Origin of the sequence: Muribaculum intestinale (assembly GCF_002201515.1) — a bacterium.
Lineage (GTDB): Bacteria > Bacteroidota > Bacteroidia > Bacteroidales > Muribaculaceae > Muribaculum > Muribaculum intestinale.
The window spans coordinates 352,796-372,076 of record NZ_CP021421.1 but is presented as its reverse complement, the minus strand read 5'-3'; the positions used below and the strand labels follow the sequence as shown (position 1 = coordinate 372,076).

Annotated in this window: 11 protein-coding genes and 2 pseudogenes; 9 read left to right on the top strand and 4 right to left on the bottom strand. The window is 54.0% G+C overall.

From position 1 onward, the window contains the following. Positions 1-94: 94 nt before the first annotated feature. Positions 95-745: an orotate phosphoribosyltransferase gene (gene pyrE, locus ADH68_RS01660; RefSeq protein ID WP_068960067.1), complete on the bottom strand. Its 651-nt coding sequence runs from the start codon at positions 743-745 to the stop codon at positions 95-97. A gap of 165 nt (positions 746-910) precedes the next feature. Here pyrE and ilvA point away from each other — a divergent pair, with 165 nt between their 5' ends. The 8 genes and pseudogenes from ilvA (at position 911) to ADH68_RS01620 (ending at position 12,998) form a co-directional block, all read left to right on the top strand. Then, positions 911-2,116 carry a threonine ammonia-lyase gene (gene ilvA, locus ADH68_RS01655; protein WP_068961988.1) on the top strand — a complete coding sequence of 402 codons (1,206 nt, stop codon included), beginning with the start codon at positions 911-913 and terminating at the stop codon, positions 2,114-2,116. 6 nt (positions 2,117-2,122) lie between these two features. Continuing rightward, positions 2,123-3,028 (top strand): DUF5106 domain-containing protein, encoded by a 906-nt coding sequence (locus ADH68_RS01650; RefSeq protein ID WP_084273934.1) that lies wholly within the window; start codon positions 2,123-2,125, stop codon positions 3,026-3,028. Positions 3,029-3,068: 40 nt separating this feature from the next. After that, positions 3,069-5,324: an alpha-N-acetylglucosaminidase gene (locus tag ADH68_RS01645; RefSeq protein ID WP_084273935.1), complete on the top strand. Its 2,256-nt coding sequence runs from the start codon at positions 3,069-3,071 to the stop codon at positions 5,322-5,324. Positions 5,325-5,470: 146 nt separating this feature from the next. Beyond that, the gene (locus tag ADH68_RS01640; protein ID WP_068960069.1) at positions 5,471-8,059 is read left to right on the top strand and encodes a glycoside hydrolase family 95 protein; all 2,589 of its coding nucleotides are present in this window, start codon (positions 5,471-5,473) and stop codon (positions 8,057-8,059) included. A 213-nt stretch (positions 8,060-8,272) separates the two neighbouring features. Beyond that, positions 8,273-8,509, top strand: a pseudogene (locus ADH68_RS14110) (helix-turn-helix domain-containing protein); the annotation flags it as partial. Further along, a pseudogene (locus ADH68_RS01630) lies at positions 8,431-9,195 on the top strand (IS630 family transposase); the annotation flags it as partial. The pseudogenes ADH68_RS14110 and ADH68_RS01630, both read left to right, overlap by 79 nt. A 653-nt stretch (positions 9,196-9,848) precedes the next feature. Continuing rightward, complete coding sequence (lon, locus tag ADH68_RS01625; protein ID WP_068960070.1) at positions 9,849-12,314, top strand: endopeptidase La; 2,466 nt, start codon at positions 9,849-9,851, stop codon at positions 12,312-12,314. A gap of 96 nt (positions 12,315-12,410) precedes the next feature. Then, positions 12,411-12,998: a Spy/CpxP family protein refolding chaperone gene (locus tag ADH68_RS01620; protein WP_133165736.1), complete on the top strand. Its 588-nt coding sequence runs from the start codon at positions 12,411-12,413 to the stop codon at positions 12,996-12,998. A 119-nt stretch (positions 12,999-13,117) separates the two neighbouring features. Here ADH68_RS01620 and ADH68_RS01615 read toward each other — a convergent pair whose 3' ends face one another. The 3 genes from ADH68_RS01615 to ADH68_RS01605 all read right to left on the bottom strand — a co-directional run bounded on the left by ADH68_RS01615 (position 13,118) and on the right by ADH68_RS01605 (position 16,668). After that, positions 13,118-14,446, bottom strand: a complete 1,329-nt coding sequence (locus ADH68_RS01615) for a T9SS type A sorting domain-containing protein (RefSeq protein WP_068960072.1) — start codon at positions 14,444-14,446, stop codon at positions 13,118-13,120. 153 nt (positions 14,447-14,599) lie between these two features. Next, on the bottom strand, positions 14,600-15,895 hold the full coding sequence (gene tyrS, locus ADH68_RS01610) for a tyrosine--tRNA ligase (RefSeq protein WP_068960073.1): 1,296 nt from the start codon (positions 15,893-15,895) through the stop codon (positions 14,600-14,602). 185 nt (positions 15,896-16,080) lie between these two features. Beyond that, complete coding sequence (locus tag ADH68_RS01605) at positions 16,081-16,668, bottom strand: nitroreductase family protein (protein WP_088294760.1); 588 nt, start codon at positions 16,666-16,668, stop codon at positions 16,081-16,083. Positions 16,669-16,917: 249 nt separating this feature from the next. Between ADH68_RS01605 and ADH68_RS01600 the strand changes: the two genes are divergently transcribed. Continuing rightward, positions 16,918-19,281, top strand: coding sequence for a transglycosylase domain-containing protein (locus tag ADH68_RS01600; RefSeq protein ID WP_068960074.1), 2,364 nt, complete (start codon positions 16,918-16,920; stop codon positions 19,279-19,281).

The window sequence follows — 19,281 nt, the reverse complement described above, 5'->3', positions numbered from 1 at the left end:
GGGTGGATAGATGCATGGGGAAACCGGGCCTGCGGGCACGATTTCCCCATACGTATATTGTTGTGATACAGTCGTTGTTACGGGCTGTAGTCGGTTACTCGGCGTTTCCGGTGTGGGGATTCCAGGCAGCAGGGTCTTTGCGCCATTCCTTGAGGGTCTCAAGGTGTTCTGGGCGGATATATTCGGTCTCTACGGCAGCCTCAAGCATGGCGTTGTAGTTGCTCAGAGTGATGAGTCTCACACCGGCTTCGTTGAAGCGTTTCACTGCCACAGGGAAGCCGTAGGTAAACATCGCTGCCATGCCTACTACCTCGCATCCGGCATTGCGTATAGCCTCCACAGCCTTAAGGCTGCTTCCTCCGGTTGAGATAAGATCCTCGATTACGACTACTTTCTGGCCGGGCTTCAGATTGCCTTCGATAAGGTTTTCCAAGCCGTGGTCCTTGGGAGCGGAGCGCACATACACGTAAGGCAGACCAAGCTCGTCGGCAATCAGGGCGCCCATGGCGATGGCTCCGGTGGCTACGCCGGCGATGGCGTCGGGACGCTCGAAGTTTTCCTGAATGATACGGCAGAGTTCGACCTTGATGAAAGTTCGTAGCTCAGGATAAGAGAGAGTCTTGCGGTTGTCGGTATATATCGGCGAGTTCCATCCTGAGGCCCAGGTGAAAGGCACGTCCGGCTGGAGTTTAATCGCACTGATTTTTAACAACTTTTGTGCAACGAGACTTTCTAATTTTTTCATCTTCTTATTGGTTAGTTGATTTGCGAGCACAAAGGTAGTGGATTATGGTGCAATATTCAAAAAAAAGAGGTTAAAAGTCTGTTTCATTTTTTTACCGAATTGTTGAAATTTGCTACATTTGCATCGAAGAGGGAAGGAAGTCTTCGCTCTATAAAATACTATAATATGTCGACAGTTCTCCAATTGACTGATGTATACCGTGCCGCCCACGTGCTTAAGAGCGTAGTGCGTCGCACCGAATTGATACATGCACCCAAGATTAACCCTGAAAGTACCATATATCTAAAGCCCGAGTGTCTGCAGCACACCGGTTCGTTTAAACTCCGTGGAGCTTACTATAAGATATCGCAGCTGTCGGAGGAAGAGAAATCCCACGGCGTGATAGCATGCTCGGCAGGCAACCATGCGCAGGGAGTGGCTCTCGGAGCCAAGGCCAACGGCATCAAGTCGCTGATATGCCTCCCCGAGGGCGCGCCAATCTCCAAGGTAGAGGCTACCAAGAAGTACGGCGCCGATGTAAGGCTTGTGCCCGGAGTCTATGATGACGCCTACGCCGAGGCCCTGCGTCTGCGCGACAAGCACGGCTACACGTTTGTACACCCTTTTGACGACCCGCTGGTGATAGCCGGTCAGGGCACCATAGGCCTTGAGATAATCGACGAGTTGCCCGATGTCGATGCCGTGATTGTGCCTGTGGGTGGCGGCGGACTGATATCAGGTGTGGCTTTCGCAATTAAGTCAATCAATCCCAATGTCAAGGTCTACGGAGTGCAGGCCACCGGTGCGCCGAGCATGGTGAAGTCGCTTTCCGGCGGCGAGCGTATCACACTTCCCTCGGTATCGACTGTAGCCGACGGCATTGCTGTGAAAGAACCCGGCGAGCATACATTCGAGCTCTGCCGCGAATATGTCGATGACATCGTCACCGTCACCGACGATGAGATTGCCGCCGCAATCCTGGCCATGATGGAGCAGGAGAAACTTGTGGCCGAGGGTGCCGGTGCTGTGGCTGTGGCTGCGGCCATGTTCGACAAGGTGCCTGTAAAAGGCAGGAAGGTGGTATGCCTTGTGTCGGGCGGCAATATCGATGTGAACATGCTGAGCCGCGTCATCAACCGCGGTCTTATAAAGAGCGGACGCCAGTATGCCGTCACCATCGACCTCAGCGACAATCCCGGTGTCCTCGCCCATGTCAGCAAGGTGGTGGGCGAGCTTGGCGGAAATATCATATCAGTGACCCACGAGCGCACTTCGACCGACACTCCGATTGCAAGCTGCACTCTGCGCCTGGTGATGGAGACACGCAACCACGAGCATATCGAGATAATAAGGCGCGGTCTTGCCGAGGCCGGCTATCAGGTGGTAAAATGACCGTCTATGAGACGACGCATTTTTTTAGCGGCTGTGATAGCCGCCGCAATAGCCCTGATTTATGCGGGGGCCGACGCTTCTTCAGCCGGCAAAGGTTCAGGACAAAATGGCGGGCGGGAATTTCCTTTGCCTGAAGTTCCGTCATCCCTTACGAAGCCTGCCGAGAGGGCCGATTACCTGCTGACACGTTTCTGGGACGGCATTGATTTTTCCGGCAAGGATTCATGTGTCCGCGACACGGCGTTCATGGAGCAGAGTTTCGTGGACTTTCTGAGTGTCATGCCCCACGCATCGTCCGACAGTGTGCGCGATATGGCCGTAGGCAATATGCTTTCGCGTGCCGCTTCCGACTCTCTGGCTCTTGACCTCACAGGCTGGTTGGCCGAGACATATCTCAACTCGACCGACTCGCCCATGTACAGCGAGGGCACATATATAATGTTTCTCGACCGGCTCGCTTTCTCCGACAATATCGACGAGGCCATGCACGAACGTTATTTGGCGCAGTTGCGCGACATCGACTGCAACCGTCCTGGCGTCGTTGCCGCCGACTTCACATATACCGATATCGAGGGGCGCAGCTCTACACTGCTGGAGCTCGCTGCAGCCCACGACAGCACGCTTCTTGTATTCTACGACCCCGACTGCCACGATTGCCATGCGCTGATTGATTCCTTAAATCGCGACGAGGCCCTTTGCGGCGCTGTGGGAGCCGGCACCATGGCCGTCATGGCTCTTTACCCCTACGACGATACGGACCTTTGGCGCAGTACCGCCGGCGAACTCCCCGCGGGATGGATTGTAGCACAGTCGACATCCGCAATCGAGGATGAGGGTATGTATTATCTGCCGCGTACTCCGCGTACATATCTCCTTGACCGTAGCGGGCGTATCCTCCGAATTCGGGAATAATACTCTGGTCGACAGTAGAATATAACTCTAAATTAATCGCATGAAAACATTTCTCTCCGCGATGGCTTTGGCCTTGTCTATGGCCATGCCTGTGTCGGTCTTTCCGGCAGGTCGGTCGGCCTCAGGTGATATTGAGGCAGTCGGTCGTCTTACCCGGCGCGTGGCTCCCTCTCTGGCAGGGATAATCAGATATGAGCTGATTCCCGCCGAATGCGATACATTCGCAGTGACTGCCGACAATGGCATGGTTGTGATAAAAGGCAACAATGCAATATCAATGTCGGTGGGGCTCAACAATTATCTGCGCCGCGACCTTGGAGTAAGCGTGTCGTGGTTTGCTGACGATTCTGTTCAGGTGCCCGATGATATTGTAATTCCTGCCACCGGCTATGGCGCCAGGGCTGCTGTTGGCGAACGCTTTTTTCTCAACTACTGCACTTTCGGCTATACGATGCCTTACTGGAACTGGGGCGACTGGGAGCGGTTTATCGACTGGATGGCCCTCAACGGGATAAATCTCCCGCTGGCCATGACCGGACAGGAGCGTACATGGCAGTTGACATGGCGCCGGCTCGGGCTGGACGATGCATCTATAATGTCGTCATTCACGGGGCCCGCACATCTGCCCTGGCACTGGATGAACAATGTCGACCATTTCCAGGGGCCTCTTGCACAGCCATGGATCGACAGTCAGGAATCGTTGCAGCGCAGCATCCTTGAGCGTGAGCGAGAGCTGGGCATGACACCCGTTATGCCCGCGTTTGCCGGCCATGTCCCCGATGGACTTCGCGCGCTGTATCCCGATGCCCGTATATCGCTGCGATCACAGTGGTCGGGATTCGAGGACAAGGACCGGTGCTGGTTTCTTGACCCGTCGGATCCGCTTTACGCCACCATACAGAATACATTCCTGTCCATACAGGACTCGATATACGGCACCGACCATATCTATGGCATAGACCCTTTCAATGAGGTGGATTCGCCCGACTGGAGCGAGGAATATCTGCGCTCCGCGTCGTCAGGCATATATTCGACCCTGCGCGCGGCTGACCCCGATGCCCGCTGGCTTCAGATGACATGGAATTTCTATTACGACCGCAAGCACTGGACCAAGCCGCGCATCAAGGCGTTTCTTGACGGTGTGCCCGACGAAAATCTGCTCTTGCTCGATTATTTCTGCGACCGCAAGGAAATATGGCGTATGAGCGATGCATATTTCGGCAAGCCGTTCATATGGTGCTATCTCGGCAACTTTGGCGGCAACACAATGATGGTAGGCGATATGGCCGATATCGACCGCAAGATATCGGCTGTCGTGGCAGAGGCAGGGAGTAATCTTGCGGGTATCGGAGGCACTCTCGAAGGATTCTCGATGAATCCTGTGATAGACGAATATGTATTCGCCAAAGTGTGGGAGCCGGGTCTCGGCTACCGACAGTGGGCCGACCGCTGGGCAGGCTCGCGTGGCGCAAAAGTGTCGGATGCCATAGCCCGGGCGTGGCGTATTCTTGCCGACAGTGTGTATGTGAAATGTACCAGGGTGGGGGAGGCATGCCAGACCAATTCGCGTCCGTTTGTCGACAAGCCAACAGGCGGATATACCAACTCGTCATACCGTTATTCGCAGAATGCCCTTGTAGAGGCGCTCAGGCTTATGCTTTCTGACGAAAGAGCATGGAGCAATGCGGCATTGTCGCGCGATGCCGTCAATATCGGCCGTCAGCTGCTCGGCAATCATTTTGCTTCAGTGCGCGACAGTTTTGTGTCGGCTTACCGTCGCATGGATATACCTGAGGCAAGGCGATATGCCGCCGATATGGAGAATGTAATTTCTGGGATTGATACCCTGATGTCGACAAATCCCAATACCACACTGGCGAAATGGGTGTCCTCGGCACGCGCTTTCGGTAAAACTTCCCGGCAGAGCGACAGCCTGGAGGTGAATGCACGCACACTCCTCACTGTGTGGGGACTCCCAGGACGGAAACTCAACGACTATGCCAACCGACAGTGGGCTGGGCTGTTGTCGGATTTCTATCTGCAACGATGGAAGATGTTTACCGATGCGGTAATCTCAGCCATGGAAGAGGGGCGCGAATATGATGAGGCGGCATTTGTCGAGTCGGTCAAGGTATGGGAGGGTGAATGGCCTGAGAAGAGCATGCTGTCGGGCCGGAGGCATGCGGCAATGCCGGGTCAGAGCGCAGTGTCGCCGGAGAGCACTGTAAGGCTCGTGAGAAGCATTGTGGCAAAATATTTCCCGGAAATATTGAATAAGACCCCTGAAATAGAATGAACCCTCAATTATGTATGGCATCATTAGAATGCCGGACTTGTATATTTATGGGATTATGGCTATCTTTGTGGATGAGCTAACAATCATTGTAATTTTATCGGGATATTCATTTATGTTTTAATCGGAACGATTGAAATTTATACATCATGAAAAAGAATAAACTTATTATCACAGGCATTGCGGCTGTGGCCGCAGGAGGCGCGGTAGTCTCCTGTATGTCAGCCGACGCATCGGTCACTGTCACACAGGCTCCGATGAAGGCTGTCTACGATTCCCCGGCCAAGGTATGGGAGTCGGAGGCGCTACCCATTGGCAACGGATACATGGGAGCGATGATTTATGGCGACCCGTTTGTCGAGGTAATCCAGACCAACGAACACAGTCTATGGTCGGGCGGCCCCGGAGAAGACAAGGATTACGACGGAGGCCATCTGCACACCAAGGCCGAGAATCATAAGATGCTACAGGCATTGCGCAATGAGTTGCAGCGCCGCGCCAACAGGATGGACAACTCAAAGTATGAGCGTACAGGCAATGTCGACGATGCCATAGAGTATGACGAAAAAGGCATTTATGAGGATTATATAGCCAATCTGCTCGGTGTCAAAAACCATTTCGGTTCATATCAGACGGTGAGCGACATACGCATATCCGACCTTGAGGCTCCGGAGAGCTACAGCGGCTATGAGCGCTCGCTGGATATCGACAACGCCGTGCAGACAGTGAAATATACCGCAGACGGCGCCAATGTGGAGCGTGAGTATTTCATGAGCTATCCCGATAATGTGATGGCTGTGCGCATCACGTCGGACAAGCCGATGACACGCAGTATACGTATCGACTGTCCCCACTCCGACTACAGCATGTCGGCAGCTGACGGGCGCATCACTCTTACAGGATGGCCCACCCCTGCCCGTGAGCGCAACAATCCCGACTGGAAGGATGGCCTGAGATTTGCCCAGGTGCTCGACGTCCACTCGACCGACGGAACAGTAAGTGCCGCCGGCGACTCGATTACAGTAAGCGGCGCCAAGGAGATAGTGCTTACCATGTCGGCGGCCACCAACTACAAATTCTGCAACGACACAACCTTCAACTTTTTTTCCGACGAGAATCCCCTTGACAAGGCCAACGACCGCATAGAGGCGGCCCGCAAGAAGAGCTATAAGGAGCTGCGTGCCGATCATGTGGCCGACTACCGCAGTCTTTATGACCGCAACCGTCTGCAGCTCGGCGGCAACACCGCTATGCCCGAGGAATATACCGACCGATGGCTTGCCGACATGCTCGCAGGCACAGCATCTGAGGATACAAAACGGTATGTCGAGACTCTTTACTATCAGTTTGGCCGCTATCTGATGATTGCGTCATCGCGTCCCGGATCATTACCCGCCAATCTGCAGGGAGTGTGGGGAGAGCATCTCGAAAATCCATGGAATGCCGACTATCATACCAATATAAATGTGGAGATGAACTATTGGCCCGTGCAGACCACCAACCTTTCGGAGTGCCACCAGCCGATGATCGACTATATACGTTCGCTTGAGCCGCGCGGCACCATCACGGCGCGCCATTACCACTGCCGTCAGGACGGAGGCGATGTGCGCGGATGGATATCCAACCATGAGGCCAACATATGGTCGAACACCGCACCCGCCGCTTCAGGCTCCTACAGTTTCTATCCCGAAGGCGCCGTGTGGATGTGTCAGGACATATGGGAGTACTACAACTTCACCCAGGACAAGGAGTTTCTGCGCGACAACTTCGACACGATGAAAAATGCAGTGCTCTTCTGGGTCGACGCCCTCTGGACCGACGAGCGCGACAGCACCCTTGTGGTAAATCCGTCGTACTCTCCCGAGCATGGCGCCTTCTCGCTTGGCTGCACCGCATCGCAGGGTCTTGTATATGAGATGATGGACGCCGTAATCAAGGCTGCCGATCTGCTTGGCAAGGGAGATGACCCCGAGATAAAAGAGATAGCCGAGGCCAAGAGCCGCATGTCAATGCCCCGCATCGGCAAGGGCGGCCAGTTTATGGAGTGGAAAGACGAGGTGCGCAAGGACCTTACCGGCGATGGCCGCTGGGATGACTCGCTCGGGCGGTATGTCGACACCCACCGACATGTCAACCATCTGATATGGTTGCATCCAGGCTCGCAGATTGTGCCCGGACGTTCTGAACGCGAGGACAAGCTGGTCGACGCTATGAAGGTGACGCTCAATACACGAGGCGACGAAGGCACTGGCTGGAGCCGTGCGTGGAAACTCAACTTCTGGGCGCGTCTGCGCGATGGCAACCATGCCCACCGCATGCTGTCAAGCTGTCTGTCGCTGACCACTCCCCACGGAGCCGGAGGCGTGTACGGCAACCTGTTTGACGCACATCCGCCGTTCCAGATTGACGGCAATTTCGGTGCCACATCCGGTATTGCCGAGATGCTGCTCCAGAGCCAGGGCGGCAGTATCGACCTGCTACCCGCTCTGCCCGACGTGTGGGCCGACGGCAGTTTCTCGGGCATGCGTGCCCGCGGCGGCTTCGAGGTCGACGCCTCGTGGGCAGACGGCAAGCTGAAGGCCGCCACAATAAAGTCGCTCGCCGGGAATCCATGTACCGTCAAGTTCCCCGGCGCCGGCAACTGCAAGGTGAAAGGCGCTGAAGCCACAGTGCTGTCGACGGATGCAATAAGTTTCCCGACAAAGGCCGGCTCAAGCGTGACCATCACCGCCGGCTGAGGCCACTGACTCAAACCGTTCCGGTCTGTTTATTTAAAAGTATATCACATAAGTAGATGTTGAAAATTAGTTTATATCAATTTTTTTGCGTATCTTTGTGTAAACACATAAAGACACATCGCTATCGCAAAAATCAAAGTTATACAACTGACAGACCAACAACGTCTGCAATTAGAGGAAGGCTTTCGCCAAGGCAAGAGCCACGCATACCGCATGCGCTGTCGCGCAGTGCTTCTGAAATCCACCGGCCTGACTTCGGAACAGGTTGGAGAACAGACCGACATGACCCATATATCAGTCAATTCCTGGGTGAAACGCTTCGAGACCGAAGGAATCAAAGGGCTGGAAACACGTCCCGGACGGGGTCGGAAGCCAATAATGGACTGCTCGGACGAAGAGTCGGTACGCAAAGCCATAGAGAACGACAGGCAGAGCGTGAAGAAAGCGAAAGAGGCATGGCAGCAGGCTTCAGGGAAAGAAGCCTCCGAGAGTACCTTCAGGGCTTTTTTATCCGCCTTGGCGCGGGATATAGACGTATAAGAAAACGTCCAAAGGGGAAACCCTCGCCGCAGCTCTATGCGTATAAGACCGAGAAGCTGCAAGAACTCGTACAACAGGAAAAAGATTGTCTCATCGACATTTATTATGGAGATGAAAGCCACATCTGCACCGAGGGATATGTGCCATACGGATGGCAGTTCCGAGGTGAAGATGTCTATATCCCATCTGAAAGAGGTCTGAGACTCAATATTTTCGGCATGATAGACCGCAACAATCGATATGAAGGATTCTCCACAACTGAGAATATGACCGCTGACAAGATTGCCGACTTTCTTGACCGACTTTCTCTCCGTATCCGTAAAAACACTTTTGTTGTCCTTGACAATGCAAGCGTCCACAGATGCAAACTCATGCGGGAACTCCGTCCAATATGGGAGAAACGTGGGTTGTATCTCTTTTTCCTCCCACCGTATAGTCCACATTTGAATATCGCCGAGACGCTCTGGAGAATCCTCAAGGGCAAATGGCTCAGACCTGCGGATTATTGCTCCACAGACTCCCTGCTCTATGCAACTAACCGTGCGTTGGCTGCGCTTGGATCTGAACTCAATATCAATTTTGCCCATGCGGCTTAGTATAAATTAATTTTTACGACTTACTTAACAGTCATAATATAGCAAGAGCCGCGGCATGAGATTTTCATGCCGCGGCTCTTATAGCTTGTATGAAATTCATATTACTTTGCTTTTGAGAGTCTTGTCGGCGTCTTTTTGTTTATTCTTCTCAAAATGGGTATCATATTAAGAGCTTGTTTAATAATAAATGTTGCCGACAGGGTCGTATAGCTTGAGGCGATTTTCGACATGTGACGAAGGAGTGTACTTTATGTACATGACTGAGGAACAGGGCGAAAAGCGGCCAAGATATACGAGACAAAAGGTAACTTTATAACCTACACAATCTCTTGGCTGCTTGTAAGGTAAATGCAAAAATATATAAACTATATGAAACAAATTACCTCTCGTCGGCCATTCGCCGGCATATTTCCGCCCGCTCTTCGGTCGTTATGGAGCCCCATAACTCCCTCATCACAAGCGAAAATCTGTCCGACGACTGACCGCCCTGTCGGCAACATTTATTATTAAACAAGCTCTAAATTTAAACAAGCTCTTATATGTCGGCGAATTTTTGTAACTTTGCGGCTCTGTCGCGGTGAGTGATACCGGGACGGAGCCACACTTGTTTTTCAGCAAATTATACGACTCAATATATTCCGCAAACGATAATAATGAGCAGCCACAATAACGAACATACCAGTATCCACGTAGGACAGATAGAGATACATCCCGATGCCAATATCCGGCGCCCCGACATGGACGCCCTTCCGGTGCTTGCCACCCGCAATCTGGTGCTTTTCCCCGGCGTGCCTATGCCTATCAATATCGAGCGTGAGGTAACACTGTCGACAGCCCGTCTCGCTCAGGAGACAGGTGTGCCGGTAGGTGTGTTCTGCCAACTTGACCCTTCGGACGACAATCCCGATCTCAACCGTCTCAACCAGTATGGTGTTGTGGCCCATGTGCTTAAAGTGTTTGACCTGCCCGACGGCTCGCATGCCGCATTCCTGCATGCCACCGATCGTGTGAAAATCACCGGCCCTGCGACAGGCGAGACCAACGGCGCGTTTCCGATGCGCTGTTCGGCGGAGACCGAGCGCGATGTAAAGCCTCGCAAGAACGACCGCGGATTTGCCAACACGATGGCAGCCATACAGGAGATGATAAAGACTCTACAGTCGCACTCCGACGGCAATCAGGAGTTCATGATGCTCCAGATACCCGATGATGCCGATCCGAGGGTGGCTCTCAACTTCCTGTGCACACAGCTCCCGGTAGCCCTTGCCGCCAAGATGCGCATGATAGGAGAGGGCAATATGAAGGAGCGTGCACGCATACTGCTGGAAGCGCTTGCCGAGCGTGAGCAGATGATGCAGGTGACGGAGAAAATCAAGTCGAACGCCAAAGCCAATTTCGAGCAGCAGCAGCGCCGCGCCTTCCTCCAGAACCAGCTTGCCGCCGTGCGCCAGGAACTGTATGGCGATGAGGACGAGGATATTGCCACACTGCGCCGCAAGGCTGAGGAGACGGCGTTTACCGAGTCGGCCCAGAAGCATTTTGCCCACGAACTTGAGAAGCTGACACGCCTCAGCCAGCAATCGCCTGAGTATAACGTGCAGTATTCATATCTTGAGACTCTGCTGTCGCTCCCGTGGGGAGTGGTGAGTCCGCTTCAGAAAAATTTCGGACAGGCTACCAAAATACTCGACAACGCCCACTACGGTCTGCGCAAGGTTAAGGAGCGTGTGCTCGAACAGATAGCCGTGATGATCAACAATCCTTCGGGCAAGTCGCCTATCCTCTGTCTGGTAGGCCCTCCCGGAGTGGGCAAGACGTCGCTCGGCGCCGCAATCGCGTCGGCTCTTGGCCGCAGATACGAGCGTGTGTCGCTCGGCGGTCTGCACGACGAGGCCGAGATACGCGGTCATCGCCGCACATATATCGGTGCGATGCCCGGCCGCATCATGGAGGCCATGCGCCGCGCCGGCACTACCAACCCGGTGCTTCTGCTTGATGAGGTCGACAAAATCGGCGCCGACTTCAAGGGTGATCCGTCGGCGGCACTGCTTGAAGTGCTCGACCCGGAGCAGAACTGTCATTTCCACGACAATTATATTGATGTCGACTACGACCTGTCGAAGGTGCTCTTCATAGCTACGGCCAACACCCTGTCGACCCTTTCGCAGCCTCTGCTTGACCGAATGGAGATAATCGAGCTGTCGGGATACCTGCTTGAGGAGAAGGTGGAGATAGCCCGAGGCCATATAATACCGCGATTGCTGAAGGAATACAACGTAGACCGTCAGCAGTTGTCGCTGTCGCGCGATGCCATTGCCGCTATAATCGACCGTTATACCGGCGAGAGCGGTGTGCGCCAGCTTGAGAAGGCTCTGGCAGCGGTGGTGCGCAAGTCGGTGCTCAACAAGCTGCAGTGCAACAAATTTCCGTCGCGCATAGCACCGTCGCATCTCGATTCGATACTTGGAGTGCCCCGCTATACCCGCGAGCGCTACGAGGGCAACGATTTTGCGGGCGTGGTCACAGGCCTTGCCTGGACTGCCGCCGGAGGAGAGATACTGTTTATCGAGGCTGCGCTCACACGGTCGAAGGGTGAGAAACTTACACTTACCGGCAATCTCGGCAATGTAATGAAGGAGTCGGCTGCAATCGCCATGCAGTATGTCAAGGCCCATGCCGAGGAATATGGAATAGAGCCGGCTCTGTTTGACTCTTATCAGCTTCACCTCCATGTGCCGGAGGGCGCCATACCCAAGGACGGTCCGTCGGCGGGCATCACAATGGCCACGGCTATCGTGTCGGCATTCACCCAGCGGCGTATCGCTCCGCGTCTGGCTATGACAGGCGAGATTACTCTACGCGGAAAGGTGATGCCGGTAGGCGGCATTAAGGAGAAGATACTTGCCGCCAAGCGTGCGGGCATCACGGATATCATTCTTTCTGAGGAAAACCGCAAGGATATCGCCGATATCGAGAAGCAGTATCTTGATGGTCTCGTATTCCACCATGTCAACACTGTCAAAGAGGTGTTTGACATAGCTTTGCTGCCCGAACTTGTGCCAAATCCTATTGTGTTGAAAGCTACTGAAAAGGAGGAAAATAACACAGAAAAGTGTTAAATATGAGTTAAAGACCGCGGGGATAATAAACGTTCGATTGTTATTCATGTCAGATAATGCATAAGAACAATATTAACTGACTAAATAATTTTCGAAATGAATAAGAAAGTATTAAGTGTCATGATGCTCTGCGCATCTCTTTTCACTCTCTCCGCATCAGCTCAGAATCCCAAAGCCCGCAGCCAGAATGGTCCTCAGGCCAAATGTGCAGTAGAGGCCACATGCAATAACGCTCCTCAGGAGTGCTGCTCTGTACTCTTCGAGGGCATTACCCTTACCGACGCCCAGAAGTCGAAAATACAGGACCTCCAGAAATCACGTGCAGAAAAACGCAAAGCCGTGGCAGCCGAATCGAAGGAGACAGCCAAGGCCGAAAAGCGGAAACTGCGCGAAGAGCGCGACTCAGCCCGCAAGGCCCACAAACGAGCATATCTCGACGGTATGAAGCAGGTGCTTACACCGGATCAGTATGTGATTTTCCTTGAAAACGCTTACATCACTCCTGCTCCGCAGGGTCCGCGTATGGGCGCTCCCGGGCGTCAGCACCACGGCATGAAGCCCGGAAAGATTGCTGCGGGCAAGGACGGAAAGGCAGTTGTGATGTCACGTGACCGCAAGGATGGCAAGATTGCCAAGGCAAAGGTGACAGAGGCCAAGGTGGCACAGGTCAGCGTGGCCGAGTAATATCTCATCCGGAAAGTTTTTTACGGATATAGTATAAACTATTTAATATGAGTTCGATATAAGCAATCAGTACAAAGTCAACTGATTGCTTATATCGAACTCATGTTATATCATGCGGTTCAGCGCTTGATTAGCTTGGCCGAGCGGCGGCTTCCGTCGGCTGTGGCCACGGTCACGACATATGTGCCGGGAGCGAGAGTCTCGACGTTGATTGTGGCTGTGGTGCCGTCGATGGCGGCTTTGGCGGCGGTCAGTGAGCCGATGAGCGAGTATACCTGTACAGCTGTGATTTCCGTGCCTGCCTCAATTGTTGCTGTGCTCAAGGCTAGGTTGGGACGGATGGCCACATTTGCCGTGGTGCTTCCGGCGGCTGTGGGTGCGTCGATGCCCGATGTGCCCCGGTCGAGCGGGAAGCGGGCTATCGCACGTGTCTGGTCGAAAATGTAGTGTCGGGGATAGGACATCGGGTAGCCACCTTCAAATGCCAGCTGCATGGCAAAATCCTCGGCATACTGTGTTGACGACCAGTAGCGCAGGGTGCCCGACCCGTTGAGTGGCGTTGCGCCTATGTTGGTGAATTTCTTGTTGAAAGCCTCACGGCTGGCGGGGTAGGGGTTGGTCTTGTCAGAGGTGTTGTCGGCAGGGTCGGCGGGACGCATGGTGATATTCATTTCCGTCCAGTCGTTGATCTGGTTTGTGCCCTCGGCTGCTCCCGAGGCAACCCATGTCAGTCCGCATGAGGCGGCGAACAGCTGACGCAACTCGCCTATGGCAGGGAGGTACCATTGCAGACCGCCGTCGGTCTTCGACGCGCACCATGCTTCGGCGGCAAATGTATTTTCCCATCCGTTCACACTGCGTATGGCGTCGAGATTGACCAGGCCGTCGGTTTCCGACACTGCTCCCGGCTGACCGGCCGATGCGAGCGACCACTGTAGCTGATCGGCTTCGTCGAGCGACACAATCTTGCCTGTCATGCCGTTTTCGTCCGACGGGTCGACATAGAATACCACACCGATACATGTCTTTCCGGCAACGATACCGCTTGATTCCCAGCTGCCGTTGGAAAAATAATAGTCGCCTACTTTAGCCGCTTTCTGGGCCACGGTGAGGGTATAGTCGGCTTTCACACCACCTACTTCGGCTGTGATAATGGTAGTGCCTGCGCCTAATCCCCGTATCTTTCCTTCGACAGATGCGTCAAATACGGCATAGTCGGGGTTGGAGACACTCCATGTCACGGGCAGGCTCGCGGCTTCGGCGGGCTCAACGATTGCGGCATATGTGCGTGTGCCGCCTACGGCGAGTTTTCCTTCGGTCACAGGATTGCCTACGGTGCCGCTGTTGCTCTTGATGCCGATTTTTACCGATGTCACAGTCTGTGCCATCGCGCACTGTGCGCATGCGGCTGTCATGGCCGCGGCAATTAATGAGTAGAATACTTTCATACGATAATGATAAATGTGTTAAACTGTGTTGCTTTTGAAGAAAAATGGTATTGTAATGCCACAAAGATATGTAAAAATATATAAAAATCAATCCGGAATGCCTGTAAAATGGCATCCCGGATTGATTTTTATGGGATATGTCGTGATTTCCGGTTACTCGGCTATAAGAAGGAAATACTGCTTCTTGCCTTTCTGCACGAGGATGTACTTGCCGGCGAGGAGCATGTCGGCAGTGGCGGGGAGGTTGATGTCGGTTACTTTCTCCTTGTTGATTGACAGACCGTTGCCCTGGGCAAGTTTGCGCAGCTCTCCCTTGCTGGGGAACACGGCGGCTTTCTCGGTAAGGAGGTCGATGAGTTTTGTCTCACCGCTCTCGATGTCGCTCTTTGCAACCTTGAATGTGTCGACGCCTTCGAACACATCGAGCAGAGTGGCCTCGTCGATGCGGTGGAGTTTTTCGGCGGCATCCTTGCTGAAGAGTATCGATGATGCCTCCACGGCGGCCTCATAGGCTTCGGCGCTGTGTACCATAGTTGTGATTTCTTTGGCAAGGCGCTTCTGGATGGGGCGCAGTCCGGGGTCGGCAGCCTGCTCCTTGACGAGTTGCTCTACCTCTTCGCGGGTGAGTTCGGTGAATATCTTTATGTAGCGCTCGGCGTCGGCGTCGCTTACATTGAGCCAGAACTGGTAGAACTTGTAGGGTGATGTGTAGCGCGGGTCGAGCCATACGTTGCCGCTCTCGGTCTTGCCGAATTTGCCTCCGTCGGCCTTGGTGATGAGCGGGCATGTTAGGGCGTAGGCCTCTCCGCCGTTGGTGCGGCGTATCAACTCGGTGCCGGTGGTGATGTTGCCCCACTGGTCGGAACCGCCCATCTGCAGCTTGCAGTTCTTGTTCTGGTTAAGGTAGAGGAAGTCGTAGCCTTGGAGCAGCTGGTAGGTGAATTCGGTAAACGACAGGCCGTCGCGGGCCTCGCCGTTGAGACGCTTCTTCACAGAGTCCTTGGCCATCATGTAGTTGACGGTGATGTGCTTGCCGATTTCGCGGGCGAAGTCGAGGAATGTCCAGCTTTTCATCCAGTCGTAGTTGTTGACAAGCTCGGCTGCGTTGGGAGCATCGCTGTCAAAGTCGAGAAATTTCGACAGTTGTGCCTTCATCCCTTCGATATTGTGGTTGAGGGTATCTTCGGTAAGGAGGTTGCGCTCGGCCGATTTGCCAGAGGGGTCACCAATCATGCCGGTGGCGCCACCGATAAGGGCCATAGGCTTGTGGCCGCAGCGCTGGAAGTGGCGGAGTATCATCACACTGCACAGGTGGCCGATATGCAGCGAGTCGGCAGTGGGGTCAAAGCCGATGTAGGCTGTGACCTGTTCTTTATTTAGCAGTTCTTCGGTGCCCGGCATCATGTCGTGGAGCATGCCGCGCCATCTCAGTTCTTCTACGAAATTCATCGATTTAAATTTGTTTTGTTGTGATTTTGAGTTACAAAATTACTCATTATCCATGTAATTACCCACTTATTCGGCGAAAACTTTCGTGTGCTTCATTTTTGCAATTGCCGATAAAACAGCGTGCACATCCCCACTGCTGCAATTCGCGGCAGTGGGGATGTGCACGTATATATACTATGGAGCCGTTACCAGCGGCCGAAGTGTATGTTGTCGGCTTTGTACTTGTCTTTGGGTTCTCCCTCGTGGGCCGGATAACCTACAGGCACCACTGCCAGAGGGATGATGTTGGCCGGCATGCCGAGACACTCCTGCACAGCCTTTGTGCGCTCGGTCGACGGATATACGCCTGTCCATACGGCTCCCAGTCCGAGAGCATGGGCGGCCAGGAGCAGATTTTCAGTCGCGGCCGACACGTCCTGTATCCAGAATTCGCGGGCTTCCCCTTCGAGAGCCTTGCCCAGGTCGCCGCAGGTGACTATGGCAAGCGGAGCATGCCGCAACATCCTTGCGTAGGGGAGCACTTCGGCCAAAGAGTCGAGCGACTCGCGGCTGTCGATTACCACGAATGCCCAGGGCTGCTTGTTGACTGCGGTCGGAGCCGACATGGCCGCGCGCAAAAGCAGGTCGACTGTGTCGCGGCTGATACTGCGGTCGGGCTGATACTGGCGGATGCTTGTCCGTGTCATTATGTTTTCGACTGCCGGATTGACGGCTTCGTCTGTTGCCGACGGAGCCGGGTCGCTATTTGCTGTAGGATTGCCACATGCGCTCATACTTGTAATCAGCAACGCCAAAACTGTTGCATAAGTAAAACCGTTAAATCTCATCTCTTGTTTAAATTTTTCTATTTTTCTGCAAATATAGCAAATCATGCGGCACTGACAAGCCGATAATAGCCATGCCGTCCACCTTTGAATAATTTTAACCGCTATGCCTACGCTCGGGAGATGGAAATTTATTAACTTTGCGAAACCCTGACTGCATGTCGGGACGGCGATTCTAACCCAACGAACTATCAAGCAATGAAATTCATAAAGGAGAACTCCCGCAGGATTATTACGGCTATGTGGATTCTGTTCGGCCTGTGTCTGGCCGGAGTCACTATTTTCCTGTATCTTGTATATAACGGAGTAATCGGATATATGCCTCCGGTCGAGGAGTTGAAAAACCCAAAGGACCGTTTCGCCTCTATTGTATATTCGGCCGACGGTGAAGAGCTGGGACGCTACTTCAACGGCACCGGCAACCGCGTCTACGTTGACTTCGACGATATTTCACAGAATGTAATCGATGCACTTATCGCTACCGAGGATTCTAGATTTGAGGACCATTCGGGCATCGACCTGCGTGCTCTCGGACGTGTGGCCGTCAAGACCGTGATTATGGGGCAGAAAAATGCCGGCGGCGGCTCCACCATCACCCAGCAGCTTGCCAAACTGCTCTATTCCCCGTCGAGCGACGGGCTGATGCAGCGCGCTCTTCAGAAGCCTATCGAATGGATGATTGCCGTAAAACTCGAGCGCTTCTATTCGAAGGACGAGATTATAAAGATGTATCTCAATCAGTTCGACTTTCTTTACAACGCCGTGGGCATCAAGTCGGCTGCATACGTGTATTTCGGCAAAGACCCCAAGGACCTAAATATCCAGGAGGCTGCCACTCTGGTCGGAATGGTCAAAAACCCCTCCTACTACAATCCGGTGCGTAAGCCTGAGCGCACACGCGACCGCCGCAACGTGGTGCTTGAGCAGATGTATAAGGAGGATATGATTTCCAAGGCCGAGCTTGACTCGCTGCGGGCTCTCCCGCTTGAACTGAACTTCCACCGTGTCGATCACAAGGAAGGTCCTGCGCCATATTTCCGCGAGGAACTGCGCCGCATGCTGCGCGCCAAGCATCCCGTACGCTCCGACTACAGAGGCTGGGAGAAGCAGAAGTTTATCGACGACTCAATTGCCTGGGAGACCAACCCCCTCTACGGATGGATTGAGAAAAATCCAAAACCCGACGGAACAAGATACGACATCTACACCGACGGCCTCAAGATTTACACCACAATCGACTCGCGCATGCAGCGCTATGCCGAAGAGGCTGTCACCGAGCATCTCGGACAGACACTCCAGCCAAGTTTCTTCCGCGAGAAAAAAGGAGTGAAGGGTGCCCCCTATACCACCAACCGCGAGGAACTGTCGTCGGCTCAGCTCGTAGCCCTTATCGACAAGGCCGTGAAGCAGACCGACCGCTACTACCAGATGAAGAAGGCCGGGGCATCGGAGGCCGAGATTAAGAAGGCGTTCGCCACAAAGCAGGATATGAAGGTGTTCAGCTACAACGGCATGATCGACACGCTCATGTCGCCCATCGACTCGCTGTTCTATACAAAACACTTCCTCCGCGCCGGATTCATGTCGATGGAGCCTGTGACCGGACATGTCAAGGCCTATGTCGGCGGCCCCAACTTCTCTGCATTCCAGTATGATATGGTGTCGACCGGACGTCGCCAGATCGGCTCTACAATCAAGCCGTTCCTATACACATACGCCATGGAGGAGGGTTTCACACCCTGCGACCAGCTGCTCAACGAGCAGCCTACCATCTACGACGAGCTCGGACGCCCGTGGACGCCGCGCAATGCCGGCAGTGCGCGTGTAGGTGAGATGGTCGACCTCCGCTGGGCTCTTACCAACTCCAACAACTGGATTTCGGCACGTCTGATGTCACAGTTGTCGCCGGCCACGCTCGCACGCAACATGCACAACTTCGGCATCACCAACAAGCTCGACCCGGTTATCGCCCTCTGTCTCGGCCCGTGCGACGTGTCGGTCAAGGAGATGGTCACCGCCTACTCGGCGTTCGCCAACAAGGGCATGCGTGTCGACCCTGTGTTTGTCACATCCATCGCCGACAACAACGGCAATATCATAAGCGAGTTCACACCGCGCCATACCGAGGTGATATCGACCGACGCATACTACAAAATACTCTCCATACTGCTCAACGTAGTTGACGGCGGTACCGGTAACCGTCTGCGCCGTCCCCCCTACAATCTTACGGCTCAGATGGGCGGCAAGACCGGAACCACCAACTCCAACAGCGACGGCTGGTTCATGGGATTCACTCCCCAGCTCGTATCGGGCACATGGGTAGGAGGCGAGGAACGCTACATCCACTTCAACGGCATGGCCATGGGGCAGGGCGCATCGATGGCACTCCCCATCTACGGTAAATTCATGCAGAAAGTATACGCCGACCCGACTCTCCCCTACAAGCAGGACGCCAAGTTTACATTCCCCGCCAATGTCAACCTATGCGAGAAGGAATATTACGGAGAGTTTGCCGACGAGCAGGAGGAGACCGGCGAATCAATCGAGGGCGTGTTTGACTGA